The organism is Pseudomonas sp. Pseusp97 (assembly GCF_047304025.1).
Taxonomy (GTDB): Bacteria; Pseudomonadota; Gammaproteobacteria; order Pseudomonadales; family Pseudomonadaceae; genus Pseudomonas.
In genome coordinates this window covers 1-26,663 of the sequence record NZ_JBGLYK010000010.1, presented here as the reverse complement: position 1 = coordinate 26,663, position 26,663 = coordinate 1, and the positions used below count along the sequence as shown (strand labels likewise).

Genomic DNA, 26,663 nt, shown 5'->3' with positions numbered 1-26,663 from the left:
TGGGCAACTATCGCCAACTGAACACGCGTGCTATAAGTTAGCGCCGACAAAAAAAGAAAGAGCCGTCACCGCGGCATTAGTGATGGCGAATAATTTCAAAACCAAAGGAGCAATCACAATGAAAGTGATGAAGTGGAGCGCCATCGCCCTGGCGGTATCTGCAGGCACCACGCAACTGGCAATGGCCGAGCCCTTCGTAGGCAATCAGGCTGATGCAAAAGGCTTTGTCGAAGACAGCAGCCTGAACTTCCTGGTTCGCAACTACTACTTCAATCGCAACAAGAAAGACGGCGCCACCGATGCCCGTGACTGGACCCAAGGTTTCTGGGCCAATTACAACTCCGGCTTCACCCAAGGCACCGTTGGTTTCGGCGTTGACGCCTTCGGCTACCTGGGTCTGAAACTCGACGGTGGCAGCGGCTACGGCGGCACCGGCAACCTGCCGGTTCACGATGACGGCAACAAGGCTGACGACTTCGGCAAGGCCGGCGCAGCTGTCAAGATCCGCATCTCCAAGACCGAGCTGAAATTCGGTGACATGCAGCCCACCGCTCCGGTGTTCGCTGTAGGCGGCACCCGCCTGCTGCCGCAAACCGCCAGCGGCTTCAGCCTGATGAGCAGCGAAATCGACGGCCTGGATCTGGAAGGCGGTCACTTCTACTCCGGTACCGGCCAGGACACCACCAACCGTGACGGTGAGATCTGGTCCCAGTACGGTGGCGTCACCGCCAACAGCGCTGACTTCCTGGGTGGCAAATACGCCATCAACGACCAGTTCTCCGCTTCGCTGTACGGCGCCAAGGTCGAAGACCTGTGGAACCAGTACTACGTGAACCTGAACTACACCCTGCCGATCGCTGACAATCAGTCCCTCGGCCTGGACTTCAACTACTACAACACCCGTGACGAAGGTTCCGCCAAGCTTGGCGATATCAGCAACAACACCTTCTCGCTGGCCGCCGCTTACACCATCAGCGCGCACACCCTGACCCTGGCCTTCCAGAAAGTGAACGGCAACACTCCGTTCGACTACATCGGGATCGGCGACAACAACGCTGGCGGCGACTCGATCTTCCTCGCCAACTCCGTTCAGTACTCCGACTTCAACGGCCCGGGTGAAAAATCCATCCAAGGCCGTTACGACCTGAACATGAAAGAGTACGGCGTACCGGGCCTGACCTTCATGGGCCGCTACATCTACGGTAAGGACATCGACGGCGACAAGATCGATCCGACCAGCCCCTACGCCAACTACGGCTATGGCCCGGACGGCAAGCACCGCGAGACCAACCTGGAAGCCAAATACGTTATCCAGAGCGGCCCGGCAAAAGACCTGTCCTTCCGTGCTCGTCAGGCCTGGCACCGCGCCAACGCCGATCAGGCTGAAGGCAATATCGATGAATTCCGCCTGATCATCGACTACCCGCTGTCCGTTCTGTAATCCAGAGCGAACCGCAGGTAACTAAAAAGCCCGGCTTCTGCCGGGCTTTTTTATTGCAACTTACCTACAACTTCGAACGTATCCGTTACATCGGCAATACATAAGTGCCGGTGACGTGGGCCACCAACTCCTGCGGATTACTGACCGAGTAGACAGCTACTTCGCAAACGACCTGACGACGACCCAGCTTCAATATCTTTGCTTCGGCCAACAAGTCTTCCGGCTTGGGTTTGCTCAGGAAGTTGATATTGAGATTGGAGGTAACCGCCATCTCGACATTTTCCAGCTGCGCCAGGATCACCGCGTACATTGCCGCGTCCGCCAGCGCCATGATGGTCGGCCCCGACACCGTGCCGCCCGGCCGCACCAACTTTCCATGGAAGGGAATCCGCGCAAAGGCGCTGCGCCCTTCCAGTGCATCGACACGGAAATCCATTTCGTCCGCCATGGGCAATCCTGCGCGGATGAACGCCTGTACCTGGGCTGCATTCAAACGACTCACGCCACTCCTCCCTCTCCGTCTGCCGCGCCCTGTACGCAGCCAGACCTGCACCGTACAATGCCCAGCCTATATTCCCCTTCGCAACCGACAAAACGGCCAAAGATGCGTACCAGTCAGTACCTGCTGTCCACCCTGAAAGAAACCCCTTCCGATGCGGTCGTCATCAGCCATCAGCTGATGCTGCGCGCCGGCATGATCCGCAAGCTGGCGTCCGGTCTGTACACCTGGCTGCCGATGGGTCTGCGGGTGCTGCGCAAGGTGGAGACCATCGTTCGCGAAGAGATGAACGCCGCCGGCGCCCTGGAAGTGCTGATGCCCGCCATCCAGCCCGCCGAACTGTGGCAGGAGTCCGGCCGCTGGCAGCAGTACGGCCCCGAGTTGCTGCGCCTGAAGGATCGCCATGACCGCGACTTCTGCGTCGGCCCGACCCACGAGGAAGTGATCACTGATCTCGCGCGCAACGAGCTGAACAGCTACAAGCAGCTGCCGATCAACATGTACCAGATCCAGACCAAGTTCCGTGACGAGATCCGTCCGCGCTTCGGCCTGATGCGCGGCCGCGAGTTCATCATGAAGGACGCCTACTCCTTCCACACCAGCCAGGACTCGCTGCAGGCCACCTACGACATCATGTACCAGGCCTACAGCAAGATCTTCACCCGCCTGGGCCTGGATTTCCGCGCCGTGCAGGCCGACAACGGCTCCATCGGCGGCAGCGGTTCCCATGAATTCCACGTGCTGGCGGGTTCCGGAGAGGACGACATCGTCTTCGGCGAATCCACCGACTACGCCGCCAACATCGAGAAGGCCGAGGCCCTGCCCCGCGAATCCGCTCGCGGCGCCGCCAGCGAAGAACTGCGCCTGGTCGACACCCCCGAGACCAAGACCATCGCCGCCCTGGTGGAAAAGTTCGGCCTGCCGATCGAGAAGACCATCAAGACCCTGGTGGTGCACGCCGCCGAGGAAGGCAAGCTGATCGCCCTGATCGTCCGTGGCGACCATGAACTCAACGAGATCAAGGCCGGCAACCACCCGCTGGTGGCAAGCCCCCTGCAGATGGCCAGCGAAGCGGACATCAAGGCCGCCATTGGCGCTGCTCCCGGCTCCCTCGGCCCGCTGAACCTGCCGCTGCCCTGCATCATCGACCGCTCCGTCGCGCTGATGAGCGACTTCGCCGCCGGCGCCAACCTCGACGACAAGCACTACTTCGGCGTGAACTGGGAACGCGACCTGCCGGTGCCGGAAATCGCCGACCTGCGTAACGTCGTCGAAGGCGACCCGAGCCCTGATGGCAAAGGCACCCTGGTCATCCGCCGCGGCATCGAGGTCGGCCACATCTTCCAGCTCGGCACCAAGTACAGCGAAGCCATGAAGCTGTCCGTACTGGGCGAGAGCGGCAAGCCGGTCACCCTGATCATGGGCTGCTACGGCATCGGCGTGTCCCGCGTGGTCGCCGCCGCGATCGAGCAGAACTACGACGACCGCGGCATCCTCTGGCCGGCTGCCCTGGCGCCGTTCCAGATCGCCATCGTGCCGATGAAGTACGAGAACGAAGCCGTGCGTGCCGCCGCCGACAAGCTGTACGCGGATCTCACCGCTGCCGGCTTCGAGGTGCTGCTGGACGACCGCGACAAGAAGACCAGCCCCGGCGTGAAATTCGCCGACATGGAGCTGATCGGCATTCCGCACCGCATCGTGGTCAGCGAACGCGGCCTGGACGAAGGCACCCTGGAGTACAAGGGCCGCCGTGACGCCGAGTCGCAACCGGTTGCCCTGTCCGACCTGCAAGCCTTCATCACGGCCAAGATCCGCAACTGAGCAGAGCGATGTCCACCCGAAGTACCTCCAGCCTCGTGGCTGCCGCCCTGTGCGGCAGCCTTCTGCTGAGCGGCTGCGCCAACCAGCTGCCGCAACGCAGCGAGCATGAAGAGCGAGTCGAGCGCAAACTGCTCGACCACAGCCTGCAGATCGACGTGGGCACGCCGGGCACCCTGGAACTGCCGCAGCGCCGTATCCGCGTGCAGGAACAGAAGACCTTCGAAGTCACCGAGTTCGAGGTCACCCGCCGCTACGACCGCTACACGCCGTACCAGGGCTGGCGCAAGGTGTACGAGATGCCGCTGGGCGTCGTCGCCTTCGTCGGCGGTATCGGCGCCAACGTGGTCAACGTCTTCGCCCTGGGCAACCTGCCCGAAAGCGTCACCCGCGGCTGGATCCGCTATGGCATCGACGGCATGAACCCCTTCATGAACGTCCAGTCCAACGGGCGCGCGGAGCAGAACCTCGCGGCAATCGAGGAAAAGCAGCGCGACAAGCGCACCGAATACACCAGCCTGCCCTGGTCAGAGCGCCCGGTGACCGTCACCGCCGGCAAGAACTCCCAGGAACTGCTCACCGACCGCCACGGCGTGTTGCGCCTGAACCTGCTGGAAGGCCCCTTCAGCGACGACGAGGTCAGCCGCATCGGCCGCCTGCAGTTCAGCGTCCAGGACCCGGCAGACGATACCCGCGCCGACGCCAGCCTGCTGGTGAGCCGCACGCTTCGCGGCAAGTTGCAGGAAGCCCACGCGCTGATCTATGACGACCTGGAAGGTGACGACGTGCACCACTGGGTACACCGCGTCAAGCGCCTCTCCGACCTCGGCCTGGAAGAAGAAGCCAGCGAGCTGGAGCAGAGCCTGATCGAGCTGACCCGCAACGATCCGGAACTGCAGAAGGAATTTCTCCGCAGCCTGAGGACCGACGCCGGTCGCCTCGCAGCAGACCCCGGCGCCAGCAACTGACGCCTAGCGGCGGACGATGAAGCCGGTGATGCCCTGGGGTGTCATCGGCTGCAGCTCCACCGCTGCCACCTTCGCCTTCACCGGGCCGCGCGCCAGCCATTTTTCCAGCTCGCGCAGCGCATCCTCTTCCCCCTCGATCAACAACTCCACGCGCCCGTCATCGAGATTGCGCACCCAACCGTCGATATCCAGGCGCTCGGCCTGTTCCTGCGTGCTCTGGCGGAAATAGACGCCCTGTACCTTGCCGCTGATATAGCCATGCAGACAGATCCTGGCCATCACTGCTTCTCCTCGCGCAATGCGCTCAGGCGCGCCTGCAGGCCGGCGGCGGTCTGCTCGCCGAGCAACTGTTCGCGCATCTTGCCCTCAGGGTCGACGATGTAGGTGACAGGCAACGCCTCGCTGCGCGGCAGATTGAAACGCGCCGCCGGGTCGTCGGCCAGCACGGTGTACTGCACGCCCAGAGCCTGCGAGGCCTTCGCCAGGTCCGCGTCACGCAGTCCGTCGAAGTTGACGCCCAGCACCCGGAAGCCGTTCGCCTTGCCCTCCTGCGCCAGATGGTTCAGCTCGGGAATTTCCTTGCGACACGGCGCGCACCACTCCGCCCAGTAATTAATGACTAGCCACTGGCCATCCACCGTCGCAGCGGGTACTTTCTGTCCTTGCTGATCGGTGCCATAGTCCGCCGAGCAGCCGGCCAGGATCAGGCCGGCCAGCAAGCCCATCACAATACGGAGCCGCACTCTCATGCCTTCAATCCTCGTGTATGCGGGGTGGTCATGATGCTCGATGCCCTGCGCCTGGAGGTGCCGGACATCCTCGAAGAAGATGCCGAGGCCATGAGCAATCTGGCGGTCAGGCTCCAGGAATCGCGGCAGCAGCCCCTGCAGGAAGGTTTGCAGAAGGCGCTGGGCGCGCTGTTCCGCCTCAACCGATGCGCGCTGACCTTACTGGAAAGACAACGCGCGCTGCAAAGCCTCAGCGAAGAATATCGGCATTACGAACGACTGATCCGCCAGGAAAAGGCGCCGCCTGCACTTTTCGTGCACTACTGCAGCGAAATGGCCGCCGGCTTCAAGCGCCTGTTGCTGCAGATCCTGCATGGGCGCAAGCCGTCACGGCCGCACATGGCCTGGTGCCTGTACATGGCCCAGCATTTCCTCGCCCAGGCGCTGCTGCGCCATTACCAGCAGTACCAGCAGCCGCCCGGCAGCCTCTGGCGCGACAGCCACCTGCTGTACTGGATCGGCGAGCACCAGGAGTGCCTGGACGAACCGGTAGCCGCCGCGTTCGACCCGGTTCCCGCCGGCACCCTGCGCGGGCTGTACCAGCAGATCCTGCTGCTGGCCCTGAGCAACCCGTTCCACCTCACCGAAGGTGAGGCTCCGCAGCTGTTCAGCGCCCTGGCGCCACTGGCCGCGCTGGGGCGGCTGCTGCCGTGGGACGATGAAGAGCAGGAAGGCTTCGTGGTCGACCTGGGCTCCGACCAGCCTTGCCTCGCGGCCGAGCAGGCTACCGATGCGCCCGCCGAGCAACTGCGTCGGTTGGAGCTGGGCGCCCTGCTGATAGCCCTGCATGATCCCGCACCGCTACGCCGCCTGGAGCTAGGCGCGCTGCTGGAGCGCGTGCGCCACCACTGGCTTGGGCACCAGGCGCGTCGCCACGAACGCGCAGAACAGAACGGTACCTGCCGGGTAGTGGTAGGGCTTGCGGCGATCCAGCAGCACCTGCTGGACAGCTCCGCCAGCCCCTGCCGGGAAGCCGCGCTGATGGACGCCAGCGCCGGCGGCGCGCGGATCCTCTGCACCGGCCAGCACGCTGGGCAGCTTCCGGTCGGCCAGCTGCTGCTGATCCCCGGCAACGGCGGCACGCCTACGCTGGCCGTGGTGCGCTGGCGCCATCTCAACAGCGAAGGGCTGCACCTGGGCCTGCGCTACCTCAAAGGACTTCCCCGCCCCGTCTGGCTACGCCGCGCGCCTGACGCGCAGCGTCATCCCGGCGTCCTGCAGAGCACGCCGGAGCCGGGCAATGGCTGGTACCACGGCCTTTGGGTGCCCCAGGGCAACTTCGTCGAAGGCGAGAACCTCTGGCTTCAACTGGCCAGCTTCGACAACCAGACCATCCTGCCGCTGCCCGCCGCCAACCTCAGCACACCACTGGTAGCGCGCCATCCGCTACGCCTGGCTTGATCGTCGATTTTGGGAGAGAAGTCACAGGCAAGATCGGCAGTAGGCCCGGAATGCCCGGCGCTCGCCTCTTTATAATTCGAACGTTCGTTCTGATTTTCGGGACGATTCCCGCACGCCGATAACTCAGCGGCCTTCAGAATGCGCCTGGCGCCAAGTACGCCGGCGACCATCGACAGGACAGCCCCATGCAGCCAACAGACCAGCTCGTCAGCAAGGTTCCCAGCCACATTGTCGCCAGCGCTCGGCCGGCCAATGCGGCTAACGGAGGTCGGCTGGCGGACTTCAATGTCGCGGTCTGGCTGCACCTGCCCGGCGTGGCGGATCTGCCGGTGACGCTGCTGCTCAGCTACCGCGATGGCGAGCGCAGCCGGGAAGTGATCATCGACCATGGCATCGTCAACAAGCAGAGCCGCATCCTGCTGTCGGCCGTGGCCAGGCTGCCGTTTTCCCAGCGGATCGAGGATGCGCAGATCAAGCTGCGCGCAGCCATTCCCCTGTCGCGGGTGATAGCCGAGGAGATCTTCATGCAGGCGGTGGAGCAGCAGGCCGGCGCAGCGCGCCCGGTGGCCACCAGCCTCTGAGGCATCAGCCCAGCTGACGCACCCGGTTTTCGTCCGAGGACTCTGCCGCGGCGGGTTCGGCAGTTGCCTGCGGAACGGACGGCAGAAGCGACTCGGGCCAGCTGCTGAAATGCAGACCAGTAATTCTATTCAACCGCTCCAGGGCGCTCGTCAGATCGCGCTGATGCAGGTGCACTACGTTGTTCTGGTCTTTTTTCATGGATTCGCTGGCCTTGGAGGAACTTCTGCAGGACATCTGTGTCCCGTCCGCTTCATAGCCAGAACATAGCCAGAACTGTGCCAATTCAGATACAGCGAGAAATGGCGCATTTCTGAAACGGTTTGCCGGGCCCGGAGAATCAGAATCGCCGCAAACTGACGTTTTGCGTCACTCGGAATGTGACGGCCTCAACCATTTCGCCAGGCTGTCACCGAAAAGCTCCTGGCGATCCGCCTGGTAACGCGCCAGCGTTTCCCGCAGCTCCGGATACCAGGGCTCGTCCAGCTTCGCCGGCAAGGCCTCCAGGCACGGCAGCGGCCAGGGGCTGCGATTGAGCAGGTGGTGCAGGCTGTAGCTGCCGAGGTCGCGGCAGAGCACCCAGGCCGCAGTCGTCGAGCCGGCCCGGCAGACCAGTTGCTCGCCCTCGAGGAAATCCAGCACCTCTTCCCATTCGTCCTCCGGCAGCAGCCAGCCGGCGCGGTGCAGGTGCGCCAGGCGCGTCGGCAGGCCGTGGCGCTGGCGGTCGAAGAACACCCGCAGCACACCCAGGACCACCAGCAGGCGCGGCATGGCGCGATGCCGCCAGAGGCGCGTCGAGGACAGGTTGCAGACCAGTTCCGCGCCGAACAGGACGATCAACCATGACAGATAGATCCACAGCAGGAACAGCGGCACCGTGGCGAAGGCGCCGTAGATCAGCTTGTAGCCGGGGAAGAAGCTCACGTAGAAACCGAACAGCGACTTGGCCGCTTCGAACAGGATCGAAGTGAAGACACCACCCGCCAGCGCGTGCAGGAACGGCACCCGCGCGTTGGGGACAGCCGCATAGATCAGCGTGAAGGCGGCGACACTGAACAGCAGCGGCATGAACTTCAGCAACGTCGCGGCGCCTGGCAACGCATGGGGGCCGGAAAGCAGGGACAGCGAAGTGATGTAGGTGGACACGGCGAAACCGGTGCCCAGCAGCAGCGGCCCGAGGCTGAGGATCGCCCAGTACAGCAGGAAGCGGGTCACGCCCCGGCGCGGCTGGCGAACACGCCAGATGGCGTTGAAGGCCTTTTCGATGGTGACCAGCATGGTGAAGGCGGTGACCGCCAGGAAAGCCACGCCCAGCCAGGTCAGATGCCGCGCCTGGACGGTGAAGTTGCGCAGGTAGGCCTCGACCGCCTCGCCAGTGGAAGGCACGAAGTTGCGGAACACGAACAGCTGGATGCGCTCGCCCATGCCCTCGAAGGCCGGTACCGCCGAGAGCATGGCAAAGGTCACGGTCATCATCGGGACAACCGCGAACAGCGTGGTGTAGGTCAGGGCCGCGGCGCTGTTGGGCGCCTTGTCGGCAAGGAAGCGCTGGACCAGATAGCGGCCGAATTCGGCCAGGCCCTGCAAGCGTTCGTGCATGAAATGTCCTTTGGCTGCACTGAAAAAACCGTCCCCATGGATCGCGGCGAACGACAGCGGTTCAGTCCAGTCCGAGGAGGCGGTTAGAATAGCCGCCACTTCATCGGCCTTGCGAGTCCCGGCACATGAGCCAGATTTCAATTTTCCACAATCCGCGCTGTTCCAAATCCCGCGGCGCCCTCGAACTGCTCGAAGAGCGCGGCATCCAGCCGGAGATCATCCGCTACCTGGAAACCCCGCCCAGCGCTGCCGACCTCAAGGCGCTGCTCGGCAAGCTGGGGATCGGCGCGCGGCAACTGCTGCGCACCGGCGAAGACGAATACAAGGAGCTCGACCTGGCAAACCCGGCGCTGAGCGATGACCAGTTGATCGAGGCGATGGCCAGCCATCCCAAGCTGATCGAGCGTCCCATCGTCATCGTCGGCGACAAGGCGGTGATCGGTCGTCCGCCGGAGAAGGTGCTGGAGATCCTGCCTTGAGCGCGCCCTATATCCTGGTCCTGTACTACAGCCGCCATGGCGCTACCGCCGAGATGGCGCGGCAGATCGCCCGCGGCGTCGAGCAGGGCGGGCTGGAAGCGCGCGTGCGCACGGTGCCGGCGGTTTCCACCGAGTGCGAAGCCGTTGCCCCGGATATCCCGGCCGAAGGCGCGCTCTACGCCACCCTGGATGACCTGAAGGATTGCTCCGGCCTCGTCCTCGGCAGCCCGACCCGCTTCGGCAACATGGCCGCGCCGCTCAAGTATTTCCTCGACGGCACCAGCAGCCTGTGGCTGACCGGCGGACTGGTCGGCAAGCCAGCCGCGGTCTTCACCTCCACCGCCAGCCTGCACGGCGGCCAGGAGACCACCCAGCTGTCGATGATGCTGCCGCTGTTGCACCACGGCATGATCATCACCGGCATCCCCTACAGCGAGCCCGCGCTGCTGGAGACCCGCGGCGGCGGCACGCCCTATGGCGCCAGCCACTTCGCCACGGCCGACGGCAAGCGCAGCCTGGACGAACACGAAATCACCCTGTGCCGCGCGCTGGGCAAGCGCCTGGCCGAAGTCGCCCGCAAACTGGAGAGCTGAATGGCCCGCAAGAACAAACCGCTGCCGTCCATGGAATGGCTCAAACCCCGGCTGGCCGCCAGCCGCGCGGTCGCCCTCGGCAGCTTCATCGGGCTGATCCTGCTCATCGTCATCTGGGACGTGCTCTTCGCCGATGCCCACGGCGGCGCGCGCTGGGTGCCTTGGGCGTTCCTGGGCTTCAAGCTGCTGCCGCTGCTGGTGGTGGCGCCGGGTATCCTGATCGGCAGCGCCCGCGGCCATGCCTGGGCGTGCTACGTGATCAACCTGTACTTCATCCTCGGCGTGCTCAACGCCTTCGATCCCAACCACGCCATCTTCGGCTGGGCGGAGATCATCCTCAGCGTGTCGCTGTTCTGCTCTGCGCTGATGTATACGCGCTGGCGCTTCCAGTACGACCGCAAGCTGGCGGGCGAAGGCCAGGACGCGCAGCAGGAAGCCGCAAGCGTCTGATCGAAGAACCGGGAATCAGGGAAACCGGGGCTTACCAGCCCATGGTTTCCTTGAGGAAGGGAATGGTCAGCTTGCGCTGGGCCTGCAGCGAAGCCTTGTCGAGTTCGTCCAGCAGGTCGAAGAGGAACTGCATGCTGCGCGCGCCGCGGGTGAGGATGAAGCGACCCACTTCGTCGGTCAGGTGCAGGCCACGGCGCGAAGCGCGCAGCTGCAGGGCGCGCAGCTTCTCGTCGTCGGTCAGCGGGTGCAGCTGGAAGATCAGCGAGAGGGTCAGGCGGGATTTCAGGTCCGGCAGTTTCACCGGAAGTTCTCGCGGCGACACCGAGGCCGACAGCAGCAGCTTGCGGCCGGAATCGCGCAGGCGGTTGAACAGGTGGAACAATGCCTCTTCCCACTCGCGCTTGCCGGCCAGGGCATCGATCTCGTCCAGGCAGACCAGTTCGCGCTGCTCGAGGTTGTCGAAGATTTCCGGACCGTAGGCCACCAGGTCCGCCATGGGCAGGTATACGGACGGCTCGCCCAGTTGCTCGGAACGAATGCACGCCGCTTGCAGCAGATGGCTGCGACCCACGCCCTCGGCGCCCCAGAGATAGATCAGGCTTTCCGTCCACCCGGCCTCGGGCTCGCACAGACGCTCGACGTAGCCGAGCGCCGCGGCGTTGGCGCCGGGGTAGTAGTTGGCGAACGTTGCGTCATCACGCAGGCGTACGCTTAGGGGAAGCTGCATAGGAGTCATGCGGGGCCGGGCGTTTCGTCAATCGCTTGGGGTGGGCCTTGATGACTGAAAGTTTATCCAAATCAGAAGGATAACGCAGCTACCACGTGCGACTCAGAGCTGCCGGCGCCTGGAAGCGGGACTTTGCCCGCACCCAGGCCACTTATCACCAATGGAAGCGCAGGGTGCTCTGCTTCGGCACGGCGGCGTTCGGCACCGGTTGGCCATTGGCGTCGACCGCCGGTTGCGCGGGTTCCGCCGGGGCTTCCTGCAGGCGCGCCAGGGCCAGTTGCGCGCGCAGTTGCTCGGGGCTGGCGGTCACGCGGTAAACGAGACTCTTGCCCTGCACTTCAACCAGCTTGGCGCCCATGGGTTCGAGCAGCCGCGAAACCTCGGCGTAGCGGGCCAGGTCAGCGCCCTCGATCTGCAGGACCTGGGCCGAAGCCGAGCCGGCCGAACCGACGAAACGCTGCGACAGGCGCTGGGAGACGCCCAGCATCACGGCATCGGCCAGCGCATCCGGGGTGTCGCCCTGGGCCTGGCCCTGTTCACGGCTGTCGCCCATCCAGACGCGCCAGGTGGCGGTCCACTTGCCGTCGGCCTCCTTGGCGTCCACTGCCAGCAGAGCGTCGGCGCCGTAGCGCTCGGAGGCAGCTTTCAGAGCATCGGGCTGGGCGGCGTTGAGGTTCTCGGCGGTGCCGACCTGCTGTTCGCTGAGATCGGCCATCGGCAGGCGCAGCGGCAGGCCGCGGCGCTGGGCGGCGCGATTCAGCGGGGCGGAAGCTTCCTGGCTGTCGCCCACCAGGCTGCTGCCGTTAGCGCTTTCGTTCAGCCACCAGGCCAGCACGCTCGGGCGGCTGGCGCCCCAGACCGGCAGGCCGGCCTGGCGCAGGGCGTTGTCGGTGGCGGTGGGATCGAAGTCCACGACCAGAGCCATGGGCGGGCCGTTCTCGAAGCCGTACTGGCTGATCAGTTGTTGCGGGTCCTTGAAGTAACCGGCCAGGGCCGGGTTCTGCGCGGCGCTGGCGTTGCCGGTCAGGCGCAGCACCAGGGTCTGCAGGGCGCGGGTCAGGCCGGCGTTGCGCTCGTCCGGCTGCTGCGAAGCGACCGGTTCGTGCACCTGGTACAGGTTGCCCAGCGTTTCAGCGAAGGATGGCAGGCTGAACAGCGACAGGCAGAGGATCAACAGGCGGGCGGTCAGGCGCATGGCGGGCTCTCGCGGAGGAAATCGAAGTTGCCGGCGTGCTGCTTGGCCGGCAAGGAAGGCCTATACCTTAAACAGCCGTCCGGCCAGCGGCAACAGCACAAGATGGCCGCTGCCGGGCAAGCCTGATAAAATCCCGCGCCTCCCGCGCAGGCCGGCGAGCGCGAACCGCGCACCCGGCGGCAAGACGAATCATCCCTTCTATAGGCCTGGATTTATGAGCAACAAGCAACCCTCGTTGAGCTACAAGGACGCCGGTGTGGACATCGACGCCGGCGAAGCCCTGGTCGAACGCATTAAAGGCGTCGCCAAGCGCACCGCGCGTCCGGAAGTCATGGGCGGCCTGGGTGGCTTTGGCGCTCTGTGCGAAATCCCGGCCGGCTACAAGCAACCCGTGCTGGTCTCCGGCACCGACGGCGTCGGCACCAAGCTGCGCCTGGCGCTGAACCTGAACAAGCACGACAGCATTGGCCAGGACCTGGTCGCCATGTGCGTGAACGACCTGGTCGTGTGCGGCGCCGAGCCGCTGTTCTTCCTCGACTACTACGCCACCGGCAAGCTCAACGTCGACGTCGCCGCCACCGTGGTCACCGGCATCGGCGCCGGCTGCGAGCTGGCCGGTTGCTCCCTGGTCGGTGGCGAGACCGCCGAGATGCCGGGCATGTACGAAGGCGAAGACTACGACCTGGCCGGCTTCTGCGTCGGCGTGGTGGAGAAGTCCGAGATCATCGACGGCTCGAAAGTGGTCGCCGGCGACTCCCTGATCGCCCTGCCCTCCTCCGGCCCGCACTCCAACGGCTACTCGCTGATCCGCAAGATCATCGAAGTCTCCGGCGCCGACATCGAGTCCACCCAGCTGGACGGCAAGCCCCTGGCCGACCTGCTGATGGCGCCGACGCGCATCTACGTCAAGCCGCTGCTGCAACTGATCAAACAGACCGGCGCGGTCAAGGCCATGGCCCACATCACCGGCGGCGGCCTGCTGGACAACATCCCGCGCGTCCTGCCGGACAACGCCCAGGCCGTGGTCGACGTGGCCAGCTGGCAGCGTCCGGCTGTCTTCGACTGGCTGCAGGAACAAGGCAACGTCGACGAGACCGAGATGCACCGCGTGCTGAACTGCGGCGTGGGCATGGTCATCTGCGTTGCGCAGGATCAGGTCGAGGCTTCCCTGAAGGCCCTGCGTGATGCCGGCGAACAGCCCTGGGTCATCGGCCGCATCGACGCTTGCGCCGCCGACGCCGAGCGCGTGGTCCTGAACAACCTGAAAGGCCACTGATGTCCGCACCTTGCAATGTCGTGGTGCTGATTTCCGGCTCCGGCAGCAACCTGCAAGCCCTGATCGACAGTCTCGCCGGCGGTGACACGCCGGCAGTGATCCGCGCGGTGATCTCCAACCGCGCGGACGCTTACGGCCTGGAGCGCGCGCGCAAGGCCGGCATCGAGACTCGCTTCCTCGACCACAAGTCCTACGCCGACCGCGAAAGCTTCGACGCCGCGCTGATCCAGGCCATCGACGGCTTCGACGCAGACCTGGTGCTGCTCGCCGGCTTCATGCGCATCCTGAGCGCGGACTTCGTGCGTCACTACCAGGGTCGCCTGCTGAACATCCATCCGTCCCTGCTGCCCAAGTACAAGGGCCTGCACACCCACCAGCGCGCGCTGGAGGCTGGCGATGCCGAGCACGGCTGCAGCGTGCACTTCGTCACCGAGGAACTTGACGGCGGTCCTCTGGTCGTACAGGCGGCAATCCCGGTAGAGTCTGACGACACGCCGGAAACGCTGGCGCAGCGCGTTCACGTGCAGGAACATGTGATCTATCCGCTGGCCATGCGCTGGTTCGCCGACGGCCGAGTAAGGCTGGGTGAACATGGCGCCACGCTGGATGGGGAGCTTCTGCCCGCATCCGGCCATTCGTACCGAACCTAGGAGATTCGTGATGCGTAGAGCCCTGCTGTTCCTGATGGCTGTACTGACCTTGCCGGCGCAGGCTTTCGAGCTGAAGCCGTTCGAGGCCAGCTACACCGCCGACTGGAAACAGATGCCGATCAGCGGGACCGCCTCCCGCAGCCTCAAGCAAGGCGACGGCGGCCGCTGGGAACTGGATTTCAAGGCGTCCATGCTGCTGGCCAGCCTCACCGAGAACAGCACGTTCAAGGTCGAGAACGACACCTACCTGCCGCTGACCTATCGCTGGGCCCGCGAAGGCCTGGGCAAGAACAAGCAGACCGAGCTCGATTTCGACTGGGCCGAGAAGCAGGTGCTGGGCAGCGACCGCGGCGATCAGGTTCGCCAGCCGCTGAACAAGGGCCAGCTGGACAAGTCCACCTACCAGCTCGCACTGCAGCATGACGTGGCCGTCGGCAAGAAGGCCATGAGCTACCAGGTGATCGAGGGTACCGATACCGATACCTACGACTTCCGCGTGCTCGGCGAGGAAAAGGTCCGCACCCAGGCCGGCCTGATCACCGCGATCAAGGTGGAGCGCGTGCGCGACCCCACCAAGAGCAACCGCAAGACCATCCTCTGGTTCGCCAAGGATTGGGACTTCCTCCTCGTGCGCCTGTACCAGCAGGAGTCCGACGGCAAGGAATACCAGATCATGCTCAAGGAAGGCACCGTGGGCGGCAGGACCGTCCAGGGCGAGAAAGGCTGATCCTTCAGCGAACGAAAAAGCCGGGCATCTGCCCGGCTTTTTATTGGCTGCTCACCAGGGTGCGCTTTTTGTAGGAGCGAGCTTGCTCGCGAACACCGCTCCCGGCCACGTCAGCGTCAAGCGATTCGCGAGCAAGCTCGCTCCTACAGGTTCGGCGCATCGGGCGAAGCAGACATTAAAAAGCCGGGCAATCGCCCGGCCTTTTTTGTGCATCTGAATCAGGCCAGCGAATCAGCCTTCGCTCGACGGCTTGCGCTTGAAGCGGCGGGCGATCCAGCCGATGGCCAGAGCCGGAACGATCCACAGTTTCTTCAGCAGGACCAGCAGGGTCGCGAACAGCCCGACCTTGGCGGCGACCTTGCCGGCGATCAGCGCACCCAGCCCGTAGGCGGCGACCTTGTCGACGCTGGGGTTGAAGTCCACATAGCGGCTGCCCGGGTTGAACTCGGTCATCGCCAGCACCTTGCCGACGTTCTTCTCGATTTCCGGCAACTGCTCCATGCCGGCGACGAAGTTCAGCACCAGCACGCCTTTGCGGCCCAGCGCGCGGATGTTGTAGTTCAGCGTGTGTTCCTTGGCGTCGCCGAACTGCAGCTCCTTGGCCCAGTAGAGCTTCTTCTCGGCGGCATCATAGTGCGGCGGCGCCGCCCAGCCGATCAGCTGGATCGACTCGAAGCCCTGCTGCTCGCGCTGCGGGTTGGCTTCCTTGAGGTCGTCCTGCATGTCCTTGAGCATCTCGGCGTAGTCGATCTTCGCCGCGTCCTCGTCGGAAACGTAGCCACTCTCCTCGTACTGCACGGTCACCGCCCAGGACTCGGCATCGAAAGGCGACACACCGGCCGGCATCAGCATGCCCAGCGGAGGATCGGAGGGCGGGTTGCCCCACGCCTCGAGGACGCGCTCGGCATCCTTGCCATCGAGGAAGACGAAGTCGTCTGGCAGGTCGAAGGTCGCGAGGTTGTCGCCGACCACCACCTTGCCCTTCTGGAAGTGCAGGCTGGCGACGAAGGTCTCGGGCGACATCTCCTCGTCCGACTCGGTGGCGGCAGCGGCAGCCGCGGGGGCTTCGCTCTGGCTGGAGGTGGCAGGTGCGGCGAACGCCGGGCCAGCAACGGCCTGGGCAAGCAGGGCGACAAGGAAGAGGGCTTTGCCATCCATAGAAGTGAATCTCCTGAATCGAATCCATGATATCCGCGGCCACTTACTATGCCGTGGGGCCCGAATTGTCGCACTCCGAGCCGGACCTGTAACAGGAAATTTCTACACCTCCGGCGCGCGCGCACAAAAAAACCGGCGTGCACCGGGTGTAGGAGCGAGCTTGCTCGCGAACCGCTTGATGCAGATGTTTACGGGGAGCTGTTCGCGGGCAAGCTCGCTCCTACGAAAAAAAGAAAAACGGCGCGTCAGGGCTGGCTGGCGATGGCCTTCTCGATGGCGGCCTGCAGTTGCGGATCGTCCGGTTTGGTCAGGCTGGAAAACTGCGCCACCACCTTGCCCTGGCGGTCGACCACGTACTTGAAGAAGTTCCAGCGCGGCACCTGGTCGGCCTGCTGCGCGAGGTCCTTGAACAGCGGGATCGCCTCGTCGCCGCTGACGTGCTGTACCGAGGTCATGTTGAAGGTGACGCCGTAGTTGCCGTAGCAGACCTTCGCGGTCTCGGCGGCGTCGGCGTCTTCCTGCTTGAAATCATCAGAGGGCACGCCGAGTACTTCCAGGCCCTGCCCCTTGTACTTCTGGTAGACGGCCTCGAGGCCCTTGAACTGCGGAGTGAAGCCGCAGTGGCTGGCGGTGTTCACCACCACCAACGGTTTACCGGCGTACAGCTCGCACAGGTCGAGCACATCCTTGGAGCGCAGCTTGGGCAGCTCGCCCTGGGTCTTGAGCAGCGCCGGGCAGTCGGCGGCCTGCGCAGCAAGGGGCAGCAGCAAGGTCAGGGCGAGCAGGGAAAGACGTGGGCGCATCGTGGGAATCCTCCGGTGATCAGGCCACGCTACCCCGCGCGCCGGGCATCAGCAACTGCCCATGCCCAGTTGCATCAGCGCCAGCCCGCCGCGCTGCCAGCCCCACCAGGCGAGACCGGCCAGCGCCAGGCCGAGGCCCAGCACCAGCGCGGTCATCAGTGGGCGCTTCACGCCGCCCCCAGTGCCGGGCGCGCGACCGGGCGCTCGCGCACCGGCCAGTTGAGCAGGCCGGCGAGCAGGCTGAGGAGGATGGAAATCTGCCAGACCAGGTCGTAGTTGCCGGTGTGGTCGTACACGTAGCCTCCCAGCCAGCCACCGAGGAAGGCGCCGATCTGGTGGAACAGGAAGGTGATGCCGCCGAGCATCGACAGGTTGCGCACACCGAACAGGGTCGCGACCGTGCCGTTGGTGAGCGGCACGGTGGACAGCCAGAGCAGCCCCATGGCGATGCCGAACAGGTAGGCAGTCCACACGGTCAGCGGCGCCCAGAGGAAGGTGATGATGACCACGCCGCGCAGCAGGTACAGGCCGGTGAGCAGCTTGGGCTTGCTCATCCGCCCGCCGAGCCAGCCGGCGATGTAGGTGCCGAACACGTTGAACAGGCCGACCAGCGCCAACACCGTGGTGCCGACGGTGGCGGGCAGGTGGCGGTCCACCAGGTAGGCCGGCAGGTGCACGCCGATGAACACCACCTGGAAGCCACAGACGAAGAAGCCCAGCGACAGCAGCCAGAAGCCGGAATGCCCAGCGGCCTCGCGCAGCGCCTCGCCGAGGGTCTGTTCATGGCCTTGCATGGGGAGCGGCTTGTCGCGCATCAGCGCCGCCAGCGGCACGATGAAGGCCACCAGCAATCCCAGCGCCAGCAGCGCGGCGGACCAGCCCAGCCAGCCGATCAACCCGAGGGTGCCCGGCAGCATGGCGAACTGGCCGAAGGAGCCGGCGGCCGCCGAGATGCCCATGGCCATGCTGCGGCGCTCCAGCGGCACCGCGCGGCCCACGGCACCGAGGATCACCGAGAATGAGGTGCCCGAGAGGCCGACGCCGATCAGCAGGCCGGCGCTCATCGACAGGCTGAAGGCCGAGTCGGAATAGCCCATCAGTACCAGGCCGACGGCGTAGAGGATGCCGCCCACCAGCACGGTGCGCATGGCGCCGAAGCGGTCGGCGATGGCGCCGGTGAACGGCTGGGCGATGCCCCAGATCAGGTTCTGCAGAGCGATGGCGAAGGCGAAGGTCTCGCGCCCCCAGCCGAACTCGGCACTCATCGGCGCGAGGAACAGGCCGAAGCCATGGCGGATGCCCAGGGACAGGGCGAGGATCAGGGCGCCGGATACCAGTATCCAGAACCCCGTACGCGACAGCTTCGACATTGATTGCTCCTACACGGGTATATACCCGCTTTTGTTCGTTCTTCTAACCAGCACGCAGGCCGCCGCTAGCTCTCCAGCGCGGCCAGTTCATCCAGCAAGGCTTCCAGCTGACGGCGCTTTTCATCGCCCAGGTGCGCCGCCACATCCTGCTGCGCGGCGTCCCAGGCATCGCGTCCGCGCACGATGCGCTCGAGCCCGGTCGGCGTCAGCACCACGATACGGTTGCGCAGGTCCTCACCCTCCTCCAGCTTCACCAGGCCATCGGCCTCCAGCGGCTTGAGGTTGCGCCCCAGCGTGCTGCGGTCCAGGCCCATGGCCTCAGCCAGGTCGGAAATGCTCGGCTGCTCCAGCCGCGACAGGTGCCGCAGCAGGGAAAACTGCGCAGTGGTGAGCCCGACGCCCTTCAGGGCGTCGTCGTAGACGCGGGTCACGGCGCGGGCCGAGCGGCGCAGCTTGGTGCAGAGGCATTGGGTGGTCAGCATGGATACGTGTATATACCCGCATATCGGGATCGGTCAATGGCCGGCGCGACCGATTGTCCCATCTGCCAGTGCCTGGCGTTGGCGCAGCCAAGGGCATCGCGCGGAGCCAGCCGTATAACTGCGGCCATCCAGCCCCGCGCTTTCGACGGGGCGCATCACGCTCCGAGGTCCCCGATGCCCGTCTACAAAGCTCCGCTGCGCGACACCCGCTTCCTGCTCAACGAAGTCTTCGACTTCCCCGGCCACTACCAGAACCTGGTCAATGGCGGCGAAGCCACGCCGGACATGGTCGACGCCATCCTCGGCGAATGCGCGAAGCTCTGCGAGGAAGTGATCGCCCCGCTCTACCACAGCGGCGACGAGGAAGGCTGCCACCTGGAGAACGGCGAAGTACGCACGCCTGCTGGCTTCAAGGAAGCCTACGACGCCTATGTCGCTGGCGGCTGGCAGGGCCTGTCGCACCCGGTGGAATATGGCGGCCAGGGCCTGCCGATGAGCCTGGGCGCGCTCAAGCAGGAAATGCTCGGCACCGCCAACTGGCCGTTCTCGATGTACCCAGGCCTGTCGCTGGGTGCGATGAACACTGTGATGCAGCACGGCACCGAGGAGCAGAAACGCACCTACCTCACCCCGCTCACCGAAGGGCGCTGGGGCGGCACCATGTGCCTGACCGAGCCGCAATGCGGCACCGACCTGGGCCAGGTGAAGACCCGCGCCGAAAGCAACGCCGACGGCAGCTATGCGATCACCGGCACCAAGATATTCATCTCCTCCGGCGAGCACGATCTCACCGAGAACATCGTGCATATCGTCCTCGCGCGCCTGCCCAATGCGCCCAAGGGCACGCGCGGCATCTCGCTGTTCATCGTCCCCAAATTCCTCCCCGGGGAGGCTGGCTCGCTCGGCCCGCGCAACGGCGTGACCTGCGGCGCGCTGGAAAAGAAGATGGGCATCAAGGCGTCGGCCACCTGCGTGATGAACTTCGACGGCGCCACCGGCTACCTGATCGGCGAGCCAAACAAGGGCCTGGAATGCATGTTCACCTTCATGAACAGCGCGCGCATCGGTACCGCCATCCAGGGCGTCGCCACCGCCGAACTGGCCTATCAGGGTGCGCTCGCCTATGCCCGCGAGCGCCGCTCGATGCGCGCCCTGTCCGGCGCCAAGGAGCCGGGCGAGATCGCCGACAGCCTGATGCACCACGGCGACGTGCGCCGCATGCTGCTGACCCAGAAGGCCGTGGCCGAGGGCGGCCGCGCGCTGATCTACCTGGCCACCCAGTACGCCGACAAGATGATCCAGGGCCTGCTGACCAACGACAACGCCGAGTACGACCGCTGGGACGACAAGCTCGGCTTCCTGACCCCGATCCTCAAGGGCTGCCTGACCGAGTTGGGGCTGGAGAGTGCCAACCTGGGCATGCAGGTGTTCGGCGGCCACGGCTACATCAAGGAACACGGCATGGAGCAGATCGTCCGCGACGCGCGGATCGCCACGCTCTATGAAGGCACCACCGGCATCCAAGCGCTGGACCTGCTCGGCCGCAAGGTGCTGCTGATGACCCAGGGCAAGGCCGTGCGCGACTTCACCCGGCAGGTAGCGAAGTTCGCCGTGGAGCTGCTCAAGCAGGAGCCGGCCATGCGCGGCCGGGCGCTGACGCTGCTGAAACTCTGCGCGCAGTGGAACCTGCTGACGATGCGCATTGCCCTGACCGCCCGCAAGCAGCGCGACCTGGTGAGCACCGCCAGCCACGACTATCTGATGTTCTCCGGCTATGCCGCGCTGGCGTATTCCTGGGCCCTGCAGGAAGCCGCCGCGTGCAAGCGCCTGCGCCAGGGCGGCAGCGAATCCAGCGATTTCTACAAGGCCAAGATCGCCACCAGCGACTTCTACTTCGCCCGAATGCTGCCGCGCGCCAAGGGGCACGCGGCAGCGATGGCGAAGCCGGTGCGGTCGATCATGGGGCTGAAGACGGAGCATTTCGCCTTCGATTGATGCATGCGCTATTTGTAGGAGCGAGCTTGCTCGCGAACCGCACGACACCAGTGCCGCCGGGGAAAATGTTCGCGAGCAAGCTCGCTCCTACAGATGTGGGATGCCGGGAACGTAGGATGGGTGGAGCTTGCGATACCCATGCTGCCGGTACATGAACATTGATGGGTATCGCTGCGCTCCACACCATCCTACAAAGATGTCCAGGCCGGGCCAGTGGCAACCGCGTCGGATCAGAGCGCCAGTGCCACCAGCACCACGCACTCGATCACTTCGAGCATTGCCCCGGCGGTGTCCCCGGTGGTGCCGCCCAGGCGGGCGATGAAGCGGCTGCGCAGCCAGACGAACACCACCAGCGCAACCACCAGCGCCAGCAGGCCGGTCAGGCCCGCCAGCACCATCAGCGCCGCGTTGGCCGCCAGCATCCACGGCAGCGCGCTGCGTGGCAGATGGTCGGCCAGCGCCTGCCCCAGCCCGCCCTTGCGCGCATAGTCGGTGGTGAAGAACAGCAGCGGCAGCGCGCAGCGCCCCAGCCACGGCGCCAACAGCAAACCCCAGTGCTGGTGATTGCCGAGGATGGCGGTGATCGCCGCGAACTTCAGCAGCAACAAAAGCACCAGCGCGACCACTGCCGCCGGGCCGCAGCGCGGGTCCTTCATGATCGCCAGGGTGCGCTCGCGATCTCCCAGCCCGCCGATCCAGGCGTCCGCGGTATCGGCGAGACCGTCGAGGTGCAGGCCTCCGCTGAAGGCCACCCACACCAGCAGGATCAGCGCCGCCTGCAGCAACAGGTGCACGCCGCTGAGCAATTCGCCCATGGCGAACAGCACCGCACCGATCAGCAGGCCCACCAGCGGGTAGTACAGCGTGGCGCGACCGAACTGTTCCGGCGTCGGCATATGCCCCAGGCGCACCGGCAGTCGAGTGAGGAACTGCAGCGCCACCAGCGGCAGCAGCCAGTCGCTGAGATGGCCGGCGTGCGCGTCCGCCCCGCTCTGCTCGGCGGGCTCGGCTGCCTCTTGCTCGCGGTCCGGGTGCGTCATCAGTTGCCTGCCTTGTGGATGCGCCAGCCGTCGCCGTCGCGGGTCACGTCCAGTGCCATGCATTCGCCATGGGCCACCACCACTTCCAGCAGACGCCTTGCCGGCAGGCCGCTGGCCAGCGCGCCGAGCAGGCGCATCACTCCGCCGTGGGTAACGACCAGCACGGACGATCCGGCATGGGTCTGGTAGAGGCGCTCCAGCGCTGCGAAGACACGGAATTCGAAGTCGCCCATGGCCTCGCCACCGGGTGGCGGGAAGGCATAAGGGTCGTTCCAGAAGCGCTCCAGCGCCAGGGCGTCCGTCTCCATCAGCTTAGCTGGCGAAAGGCCTTCCCACTGGCCGAAGTCCAGCTCCTGCAGGCCCGGTTCGAAGCCCAGCGGCAAGTCGTGGCGCGCCGCCAACTCCTTGGCGAAAGCCGCGCAACGCTGCAATGGCGAGCTGACCAGCGCCGACCAGCGACACCCATCCCCCAGCGCGCCGCGCATCTGCGTCCAGCCGGTTTCGGTCAGCGCATCGTCCAGGCGCCCGCGAAAGCCACCGCCCAGTTCGGTCTCGCCGTGGCGCAGCAGCTCCAGGCGCAGCGTCATGCCGGGCGATCCGACACCGCGGCCTCGGCGAAGGTCGCCATGCCGCTATGCAACCGGCACGCCTGACGCAGCAGCGGCACGGCCAGCGCCGCGCCGCTGCCCTCACCCAGGCGCAGGCCGAGATCAAGCAGCGGCTGCGCGTCGAGCGCGGCGAGCACGCGGTTGTGCCCCGGCTCGGCACCAGCGTGGGCGAACAGCAGCCACTCGCGGCAGCCGGGATTCAGGTGCGTCGCGCACAGCGCGGCGGTGGTGCAGATGAAACCGTCCACCAAAACCGCGATACCCTTCTGCGCGCAGGCGAGATAGGCGCCCACCAGCGCGGCGATCTCGAAGCCGCCGACACGGCACAGCGCCTCGAAAGGCTCGTCGCAATGGGCGCGGTGCAGCGCCAGCGCGCGGCCGATCACCTCGACCTTGCGCGCCACGCCTTGTGCGTCCAGACCTGTGCCGGGGCCGACCAGAGCCTGCGCCGGCTCATCCAGCAGCGCACAGGCCAGCGCCGCCGCCGAGCTGGTATTGCCGATGCCCATCTCGCCGCCGATGAACAGCTCCGCGCCGGCCTGCTGGGCGCGTCGCACGGATTCACGGCCGGCTTCCAGTGCGATCAGGCACTGGGCCGCGGTCATCGCGGGTTCCCTGGCAAAGTTCGCGGTGCCGGCGCCGACCATCACATGCAGCACACCCGGCAAGGGCTCCAGCGGCGTGGCAGTACCGAGGTCGATCACTTCCAGGCGCGCGTCGAGATCGCGGGCCAGCACACTGATCGCCGCACCGCCGCGCACGAAGTTGCGCAGCATCTCGACCGTGACCGACTGCGGGTAGGCCGACACGCCTTCGGCGACCACCCCGTGGTCACCGGCGAACAGGGCGATCCAGATGTGCTCCAGGCCCGGCCGCTCGCGCCCCTGCAGACCGGCGAGACGGATGGTTTCCTCTTCCAGCCGGCCCAGCGCGCCACGCGGCTTGGTCAACTGGTCCTGGCGCGCGGCGGCCTTGTCCTGCGCCACGCGGTCGATCGGCTGGGTACCTTGCAACCACCATTGCAGACTCATAACGCTTCCCCCTTCAACACCATGGGCAGGCCGGCGACGGTGAACACCACGCGCTCGCTGGCCTCGGCCAGGGACTGGTGCAGCCAGCCGGCCTCGTCGACATAGCGGCGGCTGAGCTCGCCCATCGGCACCACGCCCAGTCCGGTTTCGTTGCTGACCAGAATGATTCGTCCGGGCAGTTGCGGCAGCGTTTCCAGCAGCGCATCGATCTCGCCGCGCAGGCGCCAGCCGTCTTCATGGATCAACAGGTTGGTGACCCACAGGGTCAGGCAGTCCACCAGCACGCACTGCTGCGGCGCCGCCAGGCGTTCCAGCGCCTCGGCCAGGGCCAGCGGCTCTTCCACCAGGCCCCAGTGTCCGGGGCGGCGCTCGCGGTGCTGGAGGATGCGCGTGGACATCTCGCCATCGCCGGCCTGGGCCGTGGCGACGTAGGTGACCGGCAGGCCGCTTTCCAGCGCCAGGCGCTCGGCCAGGCGACTCTTGCCCGAACGGGCGCCGCCGAGGATCAGTTCAAGCATGGGTTCTCCGCGCAAACCATGACCTGTAGGAGCGAGCTTGCTCGCGAACATTTTTGCCGGCCACGTCGGTGTCGTGCGGTTCGCGAGCAAGCTCGCTCCTACGAAAAGCAGGCGTAGGGCGCATAACGCCCCAAGCGTTATCCGCCGAAATCACATCGCGCCGAAACGGCGGATAACGGCAAGCCGTTATCCGCCCTACAGCCCGCACAACCGCCTCAGTTTTGCCGTGTCCAGGTGCGCCTCGACCTGCTCGGCCAGGCGCTCGATGTCGCGCTCGCGCAGGGCCTGGTAATCGATGCTCTGCACCTCGCGCAGCCCGGCCCAGCGCAGCAGCGCCGAGCTGGAGGCGTTGGACTCGAACAGCCCGTGCAGATAGGTCCCCATCACCTGGCCGTCGGCGCTCAGAGCGCCGTCGCTGCGGCCATCGCTCAGGCGCACGGCAGGCGTCGCCAGCGCCGTGCCCTCGGTGACGCCGGCATGAATCTCGTAGCCACTCACTGGGGCGTCTTCCAGCGCCAACTGGCCGCTGACATTGCGCAGTTGCTTCTGCGGCTCCAGCACGGTGCGCAGATCCAGCAGGCCGAGGCCGTCGCTCTCCCCCGCCGTACCTTCCAGCCCGTGCGGATCGGCGAGGGTGCGGCCGAGCATCTGCAAGCCGCCGCAGATACCCAGCAGTTTGCCGCCATAGCGCAGGTGACGACGGATCGCCTCTTCCCAGCCCTGGGCGCGGAGGAAGGCCAGGTCCGGCCGTACGCTCTTGGAGCCGGGCAGAATGATCAGGTCCGCCGGCGGGATCGGCTGGCCGGGGCCGACGAAGGTCAGCTCCACCTGTGGGTGCAGGCGCAGCGGGTCGAAGTCGGTGTGATTGCTGATGCGTGGCAGCACCGGCACCACCACCCGCAGGCGCTCGCCGGCCTTGGTCGCCTGGCGGGTGTCGATGGCGTCCTCGGCTTCCAGGTGGAAGTCCATCAGGTACGGCAGCACGCCGATCACCGGCACGCCGGTGCGTTCTTCCAGCCAGTCGAGGCCGTTCTGCAGCAGCGCGATATCACCGCGGAAGCGATTGATGACGAAGCCCTTCACCCGCGCCCGCTCGCTCTCGCTGAGCAATTCCAGGGTCCCGACCAGATGGGCGAACACGCCGCCGCGGTCGATGTCGGCGATGAGGATCACCGGGCAGTCCACCGCCTCGGCGAAGCCCATGTTGGCGATGTCGTTGGCGCGCAGGTTGATCTCCGCCGGCGACCCCGCGCCTTCCACCATCACCACCGGGAACTGCGTACTCAGGCGCTGGTGCGACTCGAGCACCGCCTGCATCGCCACGCGCTTGTAGTCGTGGTAGGCCACGGCGTTCATGCTGGTCACCGCGCGGCCATGGATGATCACCTGGGCGCCGGTGTCGCTGTTGGGCTTGAGCAGCACCGGGTTCATGTCGGTGTGCGGCGCCAGGTGGCAGGCCTGCGCCTGAACCGCCTGGGCGCGGCCAATCTCGCCGCCGTCCGCGGTCACCGCACTGTTGAGCGCCATGTTCTGCGGCTTGAACGGCGCCACGGCCACGCCCTGCCGGCGCAGCCAGCGACACAACGCGGTCACCAGCGTGCTCTTGCCGGCATCCGAGGTGGTGCCCTGCACCATCAGAGTCGCGCTGCGCGCGCTTGGCGATGTCACCGCAGGCTCTCCATCTGGTTGAAGGTGCGCAAGCCATGCTCCAGGCGCTCCCAGCCCTTCTCGTCCGGCGGCAGGCCGAAGCGCAGGCTGCCGGGCGTCTCGAACAGACGCACGAGAATACCCTGGCGCGCCAGGTGATCGCGCAGGGCGTGGGCGCGCATGGATACCACCCACTGGAACAGCGCCGTGCCGCCCTGCGGGGCGAAACCCTGCTCGCCGAGCAGCCCGGCCAGGCGCCGGCTGGCCTCATGCAGGTCGCGGCGGCGCTGGATCTGTTCCTGGAACTCGCCCAGCACCGCCTGCGCGACCCAGCGCGTGGGGCCGTTCACCGCCCAGGGCCCAAGCAGTTTCGCCAGGCTTTCCAGCAGGCGCGGTTCGGCAAAAGCAAAGCCCAGGCGGGCTCCGGCCAGGCCAAAGAACTTGCCGAAGGAACGCAACACGATCAGCCCCGGACGGCTTGCGCAGCTCGGCGCCAGGCTGTGCTCGGGCGTGCAGTCCATGAAGGCTTCGTCCACTACCAGCCAGCCGCCGCGCTCCTGCAGGCGCGCATGCCATTCAAGCAGCACGCCGGCCTCGATGCGCCGGCCGGTGGGGTTGTTCGGGTTGACCACCACCAGCACGTCGAAGCGCTCCAGGTGATGAGGGACTTCCTGGTCGCTGACCTCGCGCAGGATATGTCCGGCGGCGCGCCAGGACTCGGCGTGCTCGGCGTAACAGGGCGAGACCACGCCGACCTTGCCGGGCCGGCGCAAACGCGGCAGCAGCTGGATCGCCGCCTGGCTGCCGGGCAGCGGCAGCAG

Annotated in this window: 30 protein-coding genes; 12 read left to right on the top strand and 18 right to left on the bottom strand. The window is 65.9% G+C overall.

From position 1 onward, the window contains the following. The first annotated feature begins 118 nt into the window (after window positions 1-118). Window positions 119-1,441 carry an OprD family porin gene (locus ACCC94_RS03855; protein WP_413348102.1) on the top strand — a complete coding sequence of 441 codons (1,323 nt, stop codon included), beginning with the start codon at window positions 119-121 and terminating at the stop codon, window positions 1,439-1,441. Window positions 1,442-1,526: 85 nt separating this feature from the next. Here ACCC94_RS03855 and ACCC94_RS03850 read toward each other — a convergent pair whose 3' ends face one another. Further along, window positions 1,527-1,934, bottom strand: a complete 408-nt coding sequence (locus ACCC94_RS03850; protein ID WP_413348135.1) for a PaaI family thioesterase — start codon at window positions 1,932-1,934, stop codon at window positions 1,527-1,529. 111 nt (window positions 1,935-2,045) lie between these two features. Here ACCC94_RS03850 and ACCC94_RS03845 point away from each other — a divergent pair, with 111 nt between their 5' ends. Then, window positions 2,046-3,761 carry a proline--tRNA ligase gene (locus tag ACCC94_RS03845; RefSeq protein ID WP_413348101.1) on the top strand — a complete coding sequence of 572 codons (1,716 nt, stop codon included), beginning with the start codon at window positions 2,046-2,048 and terminating at the stop codon, window positions 3,759-3,761. Window positions 3,762-3,769: 8 nt separating this feature from the next. Beyond that, complete coding sequence (locus ACCC94_RS03840; RefSeq protein ID WP_413348100.1) at window positions 3,770-4,726, top strand: hypothetical protein; 957 nt, start codon at window positions 3,770-3,772, stop codon at window positions 4,724-4,726. A gap of 3 nt (window positions 4,727-4,729) precedes the next feature. Here ACCC94_RS03840 and ACCC94_RS03835 read toward each other — a convergent pair whose 3' ends face one another. Both ACCC94_RS03835 and ACCC94_RS03830 read right to left on the bottom strand, forming a co-directional pair. Next, window positions 4,730-5,005, bottom strand: coding sequence for an acylphosphatase (locus ACCC94_RS03835; RefSeq protein ID WP_413348099.1), 276 nt, complete (start codon window positions 5,003-5,005; stop codon window positions 4,730-4,732). Further along, the gene (locus ACCC94_RS03830) at window positions 5,005-5,475 is read right to left on the bottom strand and encodes a TlpA disulfide reductase family protein (protein ID WP_413348098.1); all 471 of its coding nucleotides are present in this window, start codon (window positions 5,473-5,475) and stop codon (window positions 5,005-5,007) included. Before ACCC94_RS03830 ends, ACCC94_RS03835 begins: the two co-directional genes overlap by 1 nt. Window positions 5,476-5,505: 30 nt before the next feature. Here ACCC94_RS03830 and ACCC94_RS03825 point away from each other — a divergent pair, with 30 nt between their 5' ends. After that, entirely contained in the window at window positions 5,506-6,915 is a 1,410-nt protein-coding gene (locus ACCC94_RS03825) for a PilZ domain-containing protein (protein ID WP_413348097.1), read from the top strand. A gap of 185 nt (window positions 6,916-7,100) precedes the next feature. Then, window positions 7,101-7,496, top strand: a complete 396-nt coding sequence (locus ACCC94_RS03820) for a hypothetical protein (RefSeq protein WP_413348096.1) — start codon at window positions 7,101-7,103, stop codon at window positions 7,494-7,496. Between the two features lie 4 nt (window positions 7,497-7,500). Here the strand turns inward: ACCC94_RS03820 and ACCC94_RS03815 are convergent, their stop codons facing one another. After that, entirely contained in the window at window positions 7,501-7,695 is a 195-nt protein-coding gene (locus ACCC94_RS03815; protein ID WP_413348095.1) for a hypothetical protein, read from the bottom strand. 168 nt (window positions 7,696-7,863) lie between these two features. Then, window positions 7,864-9,093: a YihY family inner membrane protein gene (locus tag ACCC94_RS03810; RefSeq protein ID WP_413348094.1), complete on the bottom strand. Its 1,230-nt coding sequence runs from the start codon at window positions 9,091-9,093 to the stop codon at window positions 7,864-7,866. A gap of 125 nt (window positions 9,094-9,218) precedes the next feature. Here ACCC94_RS03810 and arsC point away from each other — a divergent pair, with 125 nt between their 5' ends. From arsC to ACCC94_RS03795, 3 genes are read left to right on the top strand one after another with little or no spacing between them, the layout of a single operon-like run. Beyond that, complete coding sequence (arsC, locus tag ACCC94_RS03805; RefSeq protein WP_413348093.1) at window positions 9,219-9,572, top strand: arsenate reductase (glutaredoxin); 354 nt, start codon at window positions 9,219-9,221, stop codon at window positions 9,570-9,572. After that, window positions 9,569-10,165: an NAD(P)H:quinone oxidoreductase gene (gene wrbA, locus ACCC94_RS03800; protein WP_081520141.1), complete on the top strand. Its 597-nt coding sequence runs from the start codon at window positions 9,569-9,571 to the stop codon at window positions 10,163-10,165. The genes arsC and wrbA overlap by 4 nt, the downstream gene beginning before the upstream one ends. Next, window positions 10,166-10,615, top strand: coding sequence for a DUF2069 domain-containing protein (locus ACCC94_RS03795; protein WP_413348092.1), 450 nt, complete (start codon window positions 10,166-10,168; stop codon window positions 10,613-10,615). Window positions 10,616-10,646: 31 nt separating this feature from the next. On the opposite strand, the gene hda is transcribed toward ACCC94_RS03795, so the two are convergent. Both hda and ACCC94_RS03785 read right to left on the bottom strand, forming a co-directional pair. Next, complete coding sequence (gene hda / locus ACCC94_RS03790; protein ID WP_026079383.1) at window positions 10,647-11,351, bottom strand: DnaA regulatory inactivator Hda; 705 nt, start codon at window positions 11,349-11,351, stop codon at window positions 10,647-10,649. Window positions 11,352-11,496: 145 nt separating this feature from the next. Then, window positions 11,497-12,537 (bottom strand): DUF2066 domain-containing protein, encoded by a 1,041-nt coding sequence (locus ACCC94_RS03785; protein WP_413348091.1) that lies wholly within the window; start codon window positions 12,535-12,537, stop codon window positions 11,497-11,499. A 214-nt stretch (window positions 12,538-12,751) separates the two neighbouring features. Between ACCC94_RS03785 and purM the strand changes: the two genes are divergently transcribed. The 3 genes from purM to ACCC94_RS03770 are packed head-to-tail and all read left to right on the top strand — an operon-like array spanning window position 12,752 to window position 15,190. Next, window positions 12,752-13,813 carry a phosphoribosylformylglycinamidine cyclo-ligase gene (purM, locus tag ACCC94_RS03780; protein ID WP_413348090.1) on the top strand — a complete coding sequence of 354 codons (1,062 nt, stop codon included), beginning with the start codon at window positions 12,752-12,754 and terminating at the stop codon, window positions 13,811-13,813. Beyond that, window positions 13,813-14,463 (top strand): phosphoribosylglycinamide formyltransferase, encoded by a 651-nt coding sequence (gene purN / locus ACCC94_RS03775; RefSeq protein ID WP_413348089.1) that lies wholly within the window; start codon window positions 13,813-13,815, stop codon window positions 14,461-14,463. Before purM ends, purN begins: the two co-directional genes overlap by 1 nt. A 10-nt stretch (window positions 14,464-14,473) precedes the next feature. Continuing rightward, window positions 14,474-15,190, top strand: a complete 717-nt coding sequence (locus ACCC94_RS03770; RefSeq protein ID WP_413348088.1) for a DUF3108 domain-containing protein — start codon at window positions 14,474-14,476, stop codon at window positions 15,188-15,190. 231 nt (window positions 15,191-15,421) lie between these two features. Here the strand turns inward: ACCC94_RS03770 and ACCC94_RS03765 are convergent, their stop codons facing one another. The 5 genes from ACCC94_RS03765 to ACCC94_RS03745 all read right to left on the bottom strand — a co-directional run bounded on the left by ACCC94_RS03765 (window position 15,422) and on the right by ACCC94_RS03745 (window position 19,003). After that, on the bottom strand, window positions 15,422-16,348 hold the full coding sequence (locus ACCC94_RS03765) for a DUF2167 domain-containing protein (protein ID WP_413348087.1): 927 nt from the start codon (window positions 16,346-16,348) through the stop codon (window positions 15,422-15,424). A gap of 245 nt (window positions 16,349-16,593) precedes the next feature. Continuing rightward, the gene (locus ACCC94_RS03760) at window positions 16,594-17,151 is read right to left on the bottom strand and encodes a glutathione peroxidase (RefSeq protein WP_413348086.1); all 558 of its coding nucleotides are present in this window, start codon (window positions 17,149-17,151) and stop codon (window positions 16,594-16,596) included. 48 nt (window positions 17,152-17,199) lie between these two features. Continuing rightward, window positions 17,200-17,322: a hypothetical protein gene (locus tag ACCC94_RS03755; protein WP_413348138.1), complete on the bottom strand. Its 123-nt coding sequence runs from the start codon at window positions 17,320-17,322 to the stop codon at window positions 17,200-17,202. Continuing rightward, the gene (locus ACCC94_RS03750; RefSeq protein WP_413348134.1) at window positions 17,319-18,512 is read right to left on the bottom strand and encodes an MFS transporter; all 1,194 of its coding nucleotides are present in this window, start codon (window positions 18,510-18,512) and stop codon (window positions 17,319-17,321) included. Before ACCC94_RS03750 ends, ACCC94_RS03755 begins: the two co-directional genes overlap by 4 nt. 74 nt (window positions 18,513-18,586) lie before the next feature. Then, on the bottom strand, window positions 18,587-19,003 hold the full coding sequence (locus tag ACCC94_RS03745; RefSeq protein ID WP_413348085.1) for a MarR family winged helix-turn-helix transcriptional regulator: 417 nt from the start codon (window positions 19,001-19,003) through the stop codon (window positions 18,587-18,589). A 174-nt stretch (window positions 19,004-19,177) separates the two neighbouring features. Here ACCC94_RS03745 and ACCC94_RS03740 point away from each other — a divergent pair, with 174 nt between their 5' ends. Then, window positions 19,178-20,998 (top strand): acyl-CoA dehydrogenase C-terminal domain-containing protein, encoded by a 1,821-nt coding sequence (locus ACCC94_RS03740; protein ID WP_413348084.1) that lies wholly within the window; start codon window positions 19,178-19,180, stop codon window positions 20,996-20,998. 230 nt (window positions 20,999-21,228) lie between these two features. Here ACCC94_RS03740 and ACCC94_RS03735 read toward each other — a convergent pair whose 3' ends face one another. The 6 genes from ACCC94_RS03735 to ACCC94_RS03710 form a co-directional block, all read right to left on the bottom strand. Then, entirely contained in the window at window positions 21,229-21,951 is a 723-nt protein-coding gene (locus ACCC94_RS03735; protein ID WP_413348133.1) for an adenosylcobinamide-GDP ribazoletransferase, read from the bottom strand. An 86-nt stretch (window positions 21,952-22,037) separates the two neighbouring features. Next, entirely contained in the window at window positions 22,038-22,625 is a 588-nt protein-coding gene (gene cobC / locus ACCC94_RS03730; protein ID WP_413348083.1) for an alpha-ribazole phosphatase family protein, read from the bottom strand. Further along, window positions 22,622-23,677, bottom strand: a complete 1,056-nt coding sequence (cobT, locus tag ACCC94_RS03725; protein WP_413348082.1) for a nicotinate-nucleotide--dimethylbenzimidazole phosphoribosyltransferase — start codon at window positions 23,675-23,677, stop codon at window positions 22,622-22,624. The genes cobC and cobT overlap by 4 nt, the downstream gene beginning before the upstream one ends. Further along, window positions 23,674-24,195, bottom strand: coding sequence for a bifunctional adenosylcobinamide kinase/adenosylcobinamide-phosphate guanylyltransferase (gene cobU / locus ACCC94_RS03720; RefSeq protein ID WP_413348081.1), 522 nt, complete (start codon window positions 24,193-24,195; stop codon window positions 23,674-23,676). Before cobU ends, cobT begins: the two co-directional genes overlap by 4 nt. A gap of 195 nt (window positions 24,196-24,390) precedes the next feature. After that, window positions 24,391-25,830 carry a cobyric acid synthase gene (locus ACCC94_RS03715; RefSeq protein WP_413348132.1) on the bottom strand — a complete coding sequence of 480 codons (1,440 nt, stop codon included), beginning with the start codon at window positions 25,828-25,830 and terminating at the stop codon, window positions 24,391-24,393. A 29-nt stretch (window positions 25,831-25,859) separates the two neighbouring features. After that, a partial coding sequence (locus tag ACCC94_RS03710; protein ID WP_413348080.1) for a threonine-phosphate decarboxylase occupies window positions 25,860-26,663 on the bottom strand: 804 nt, incomplete at its 5' end.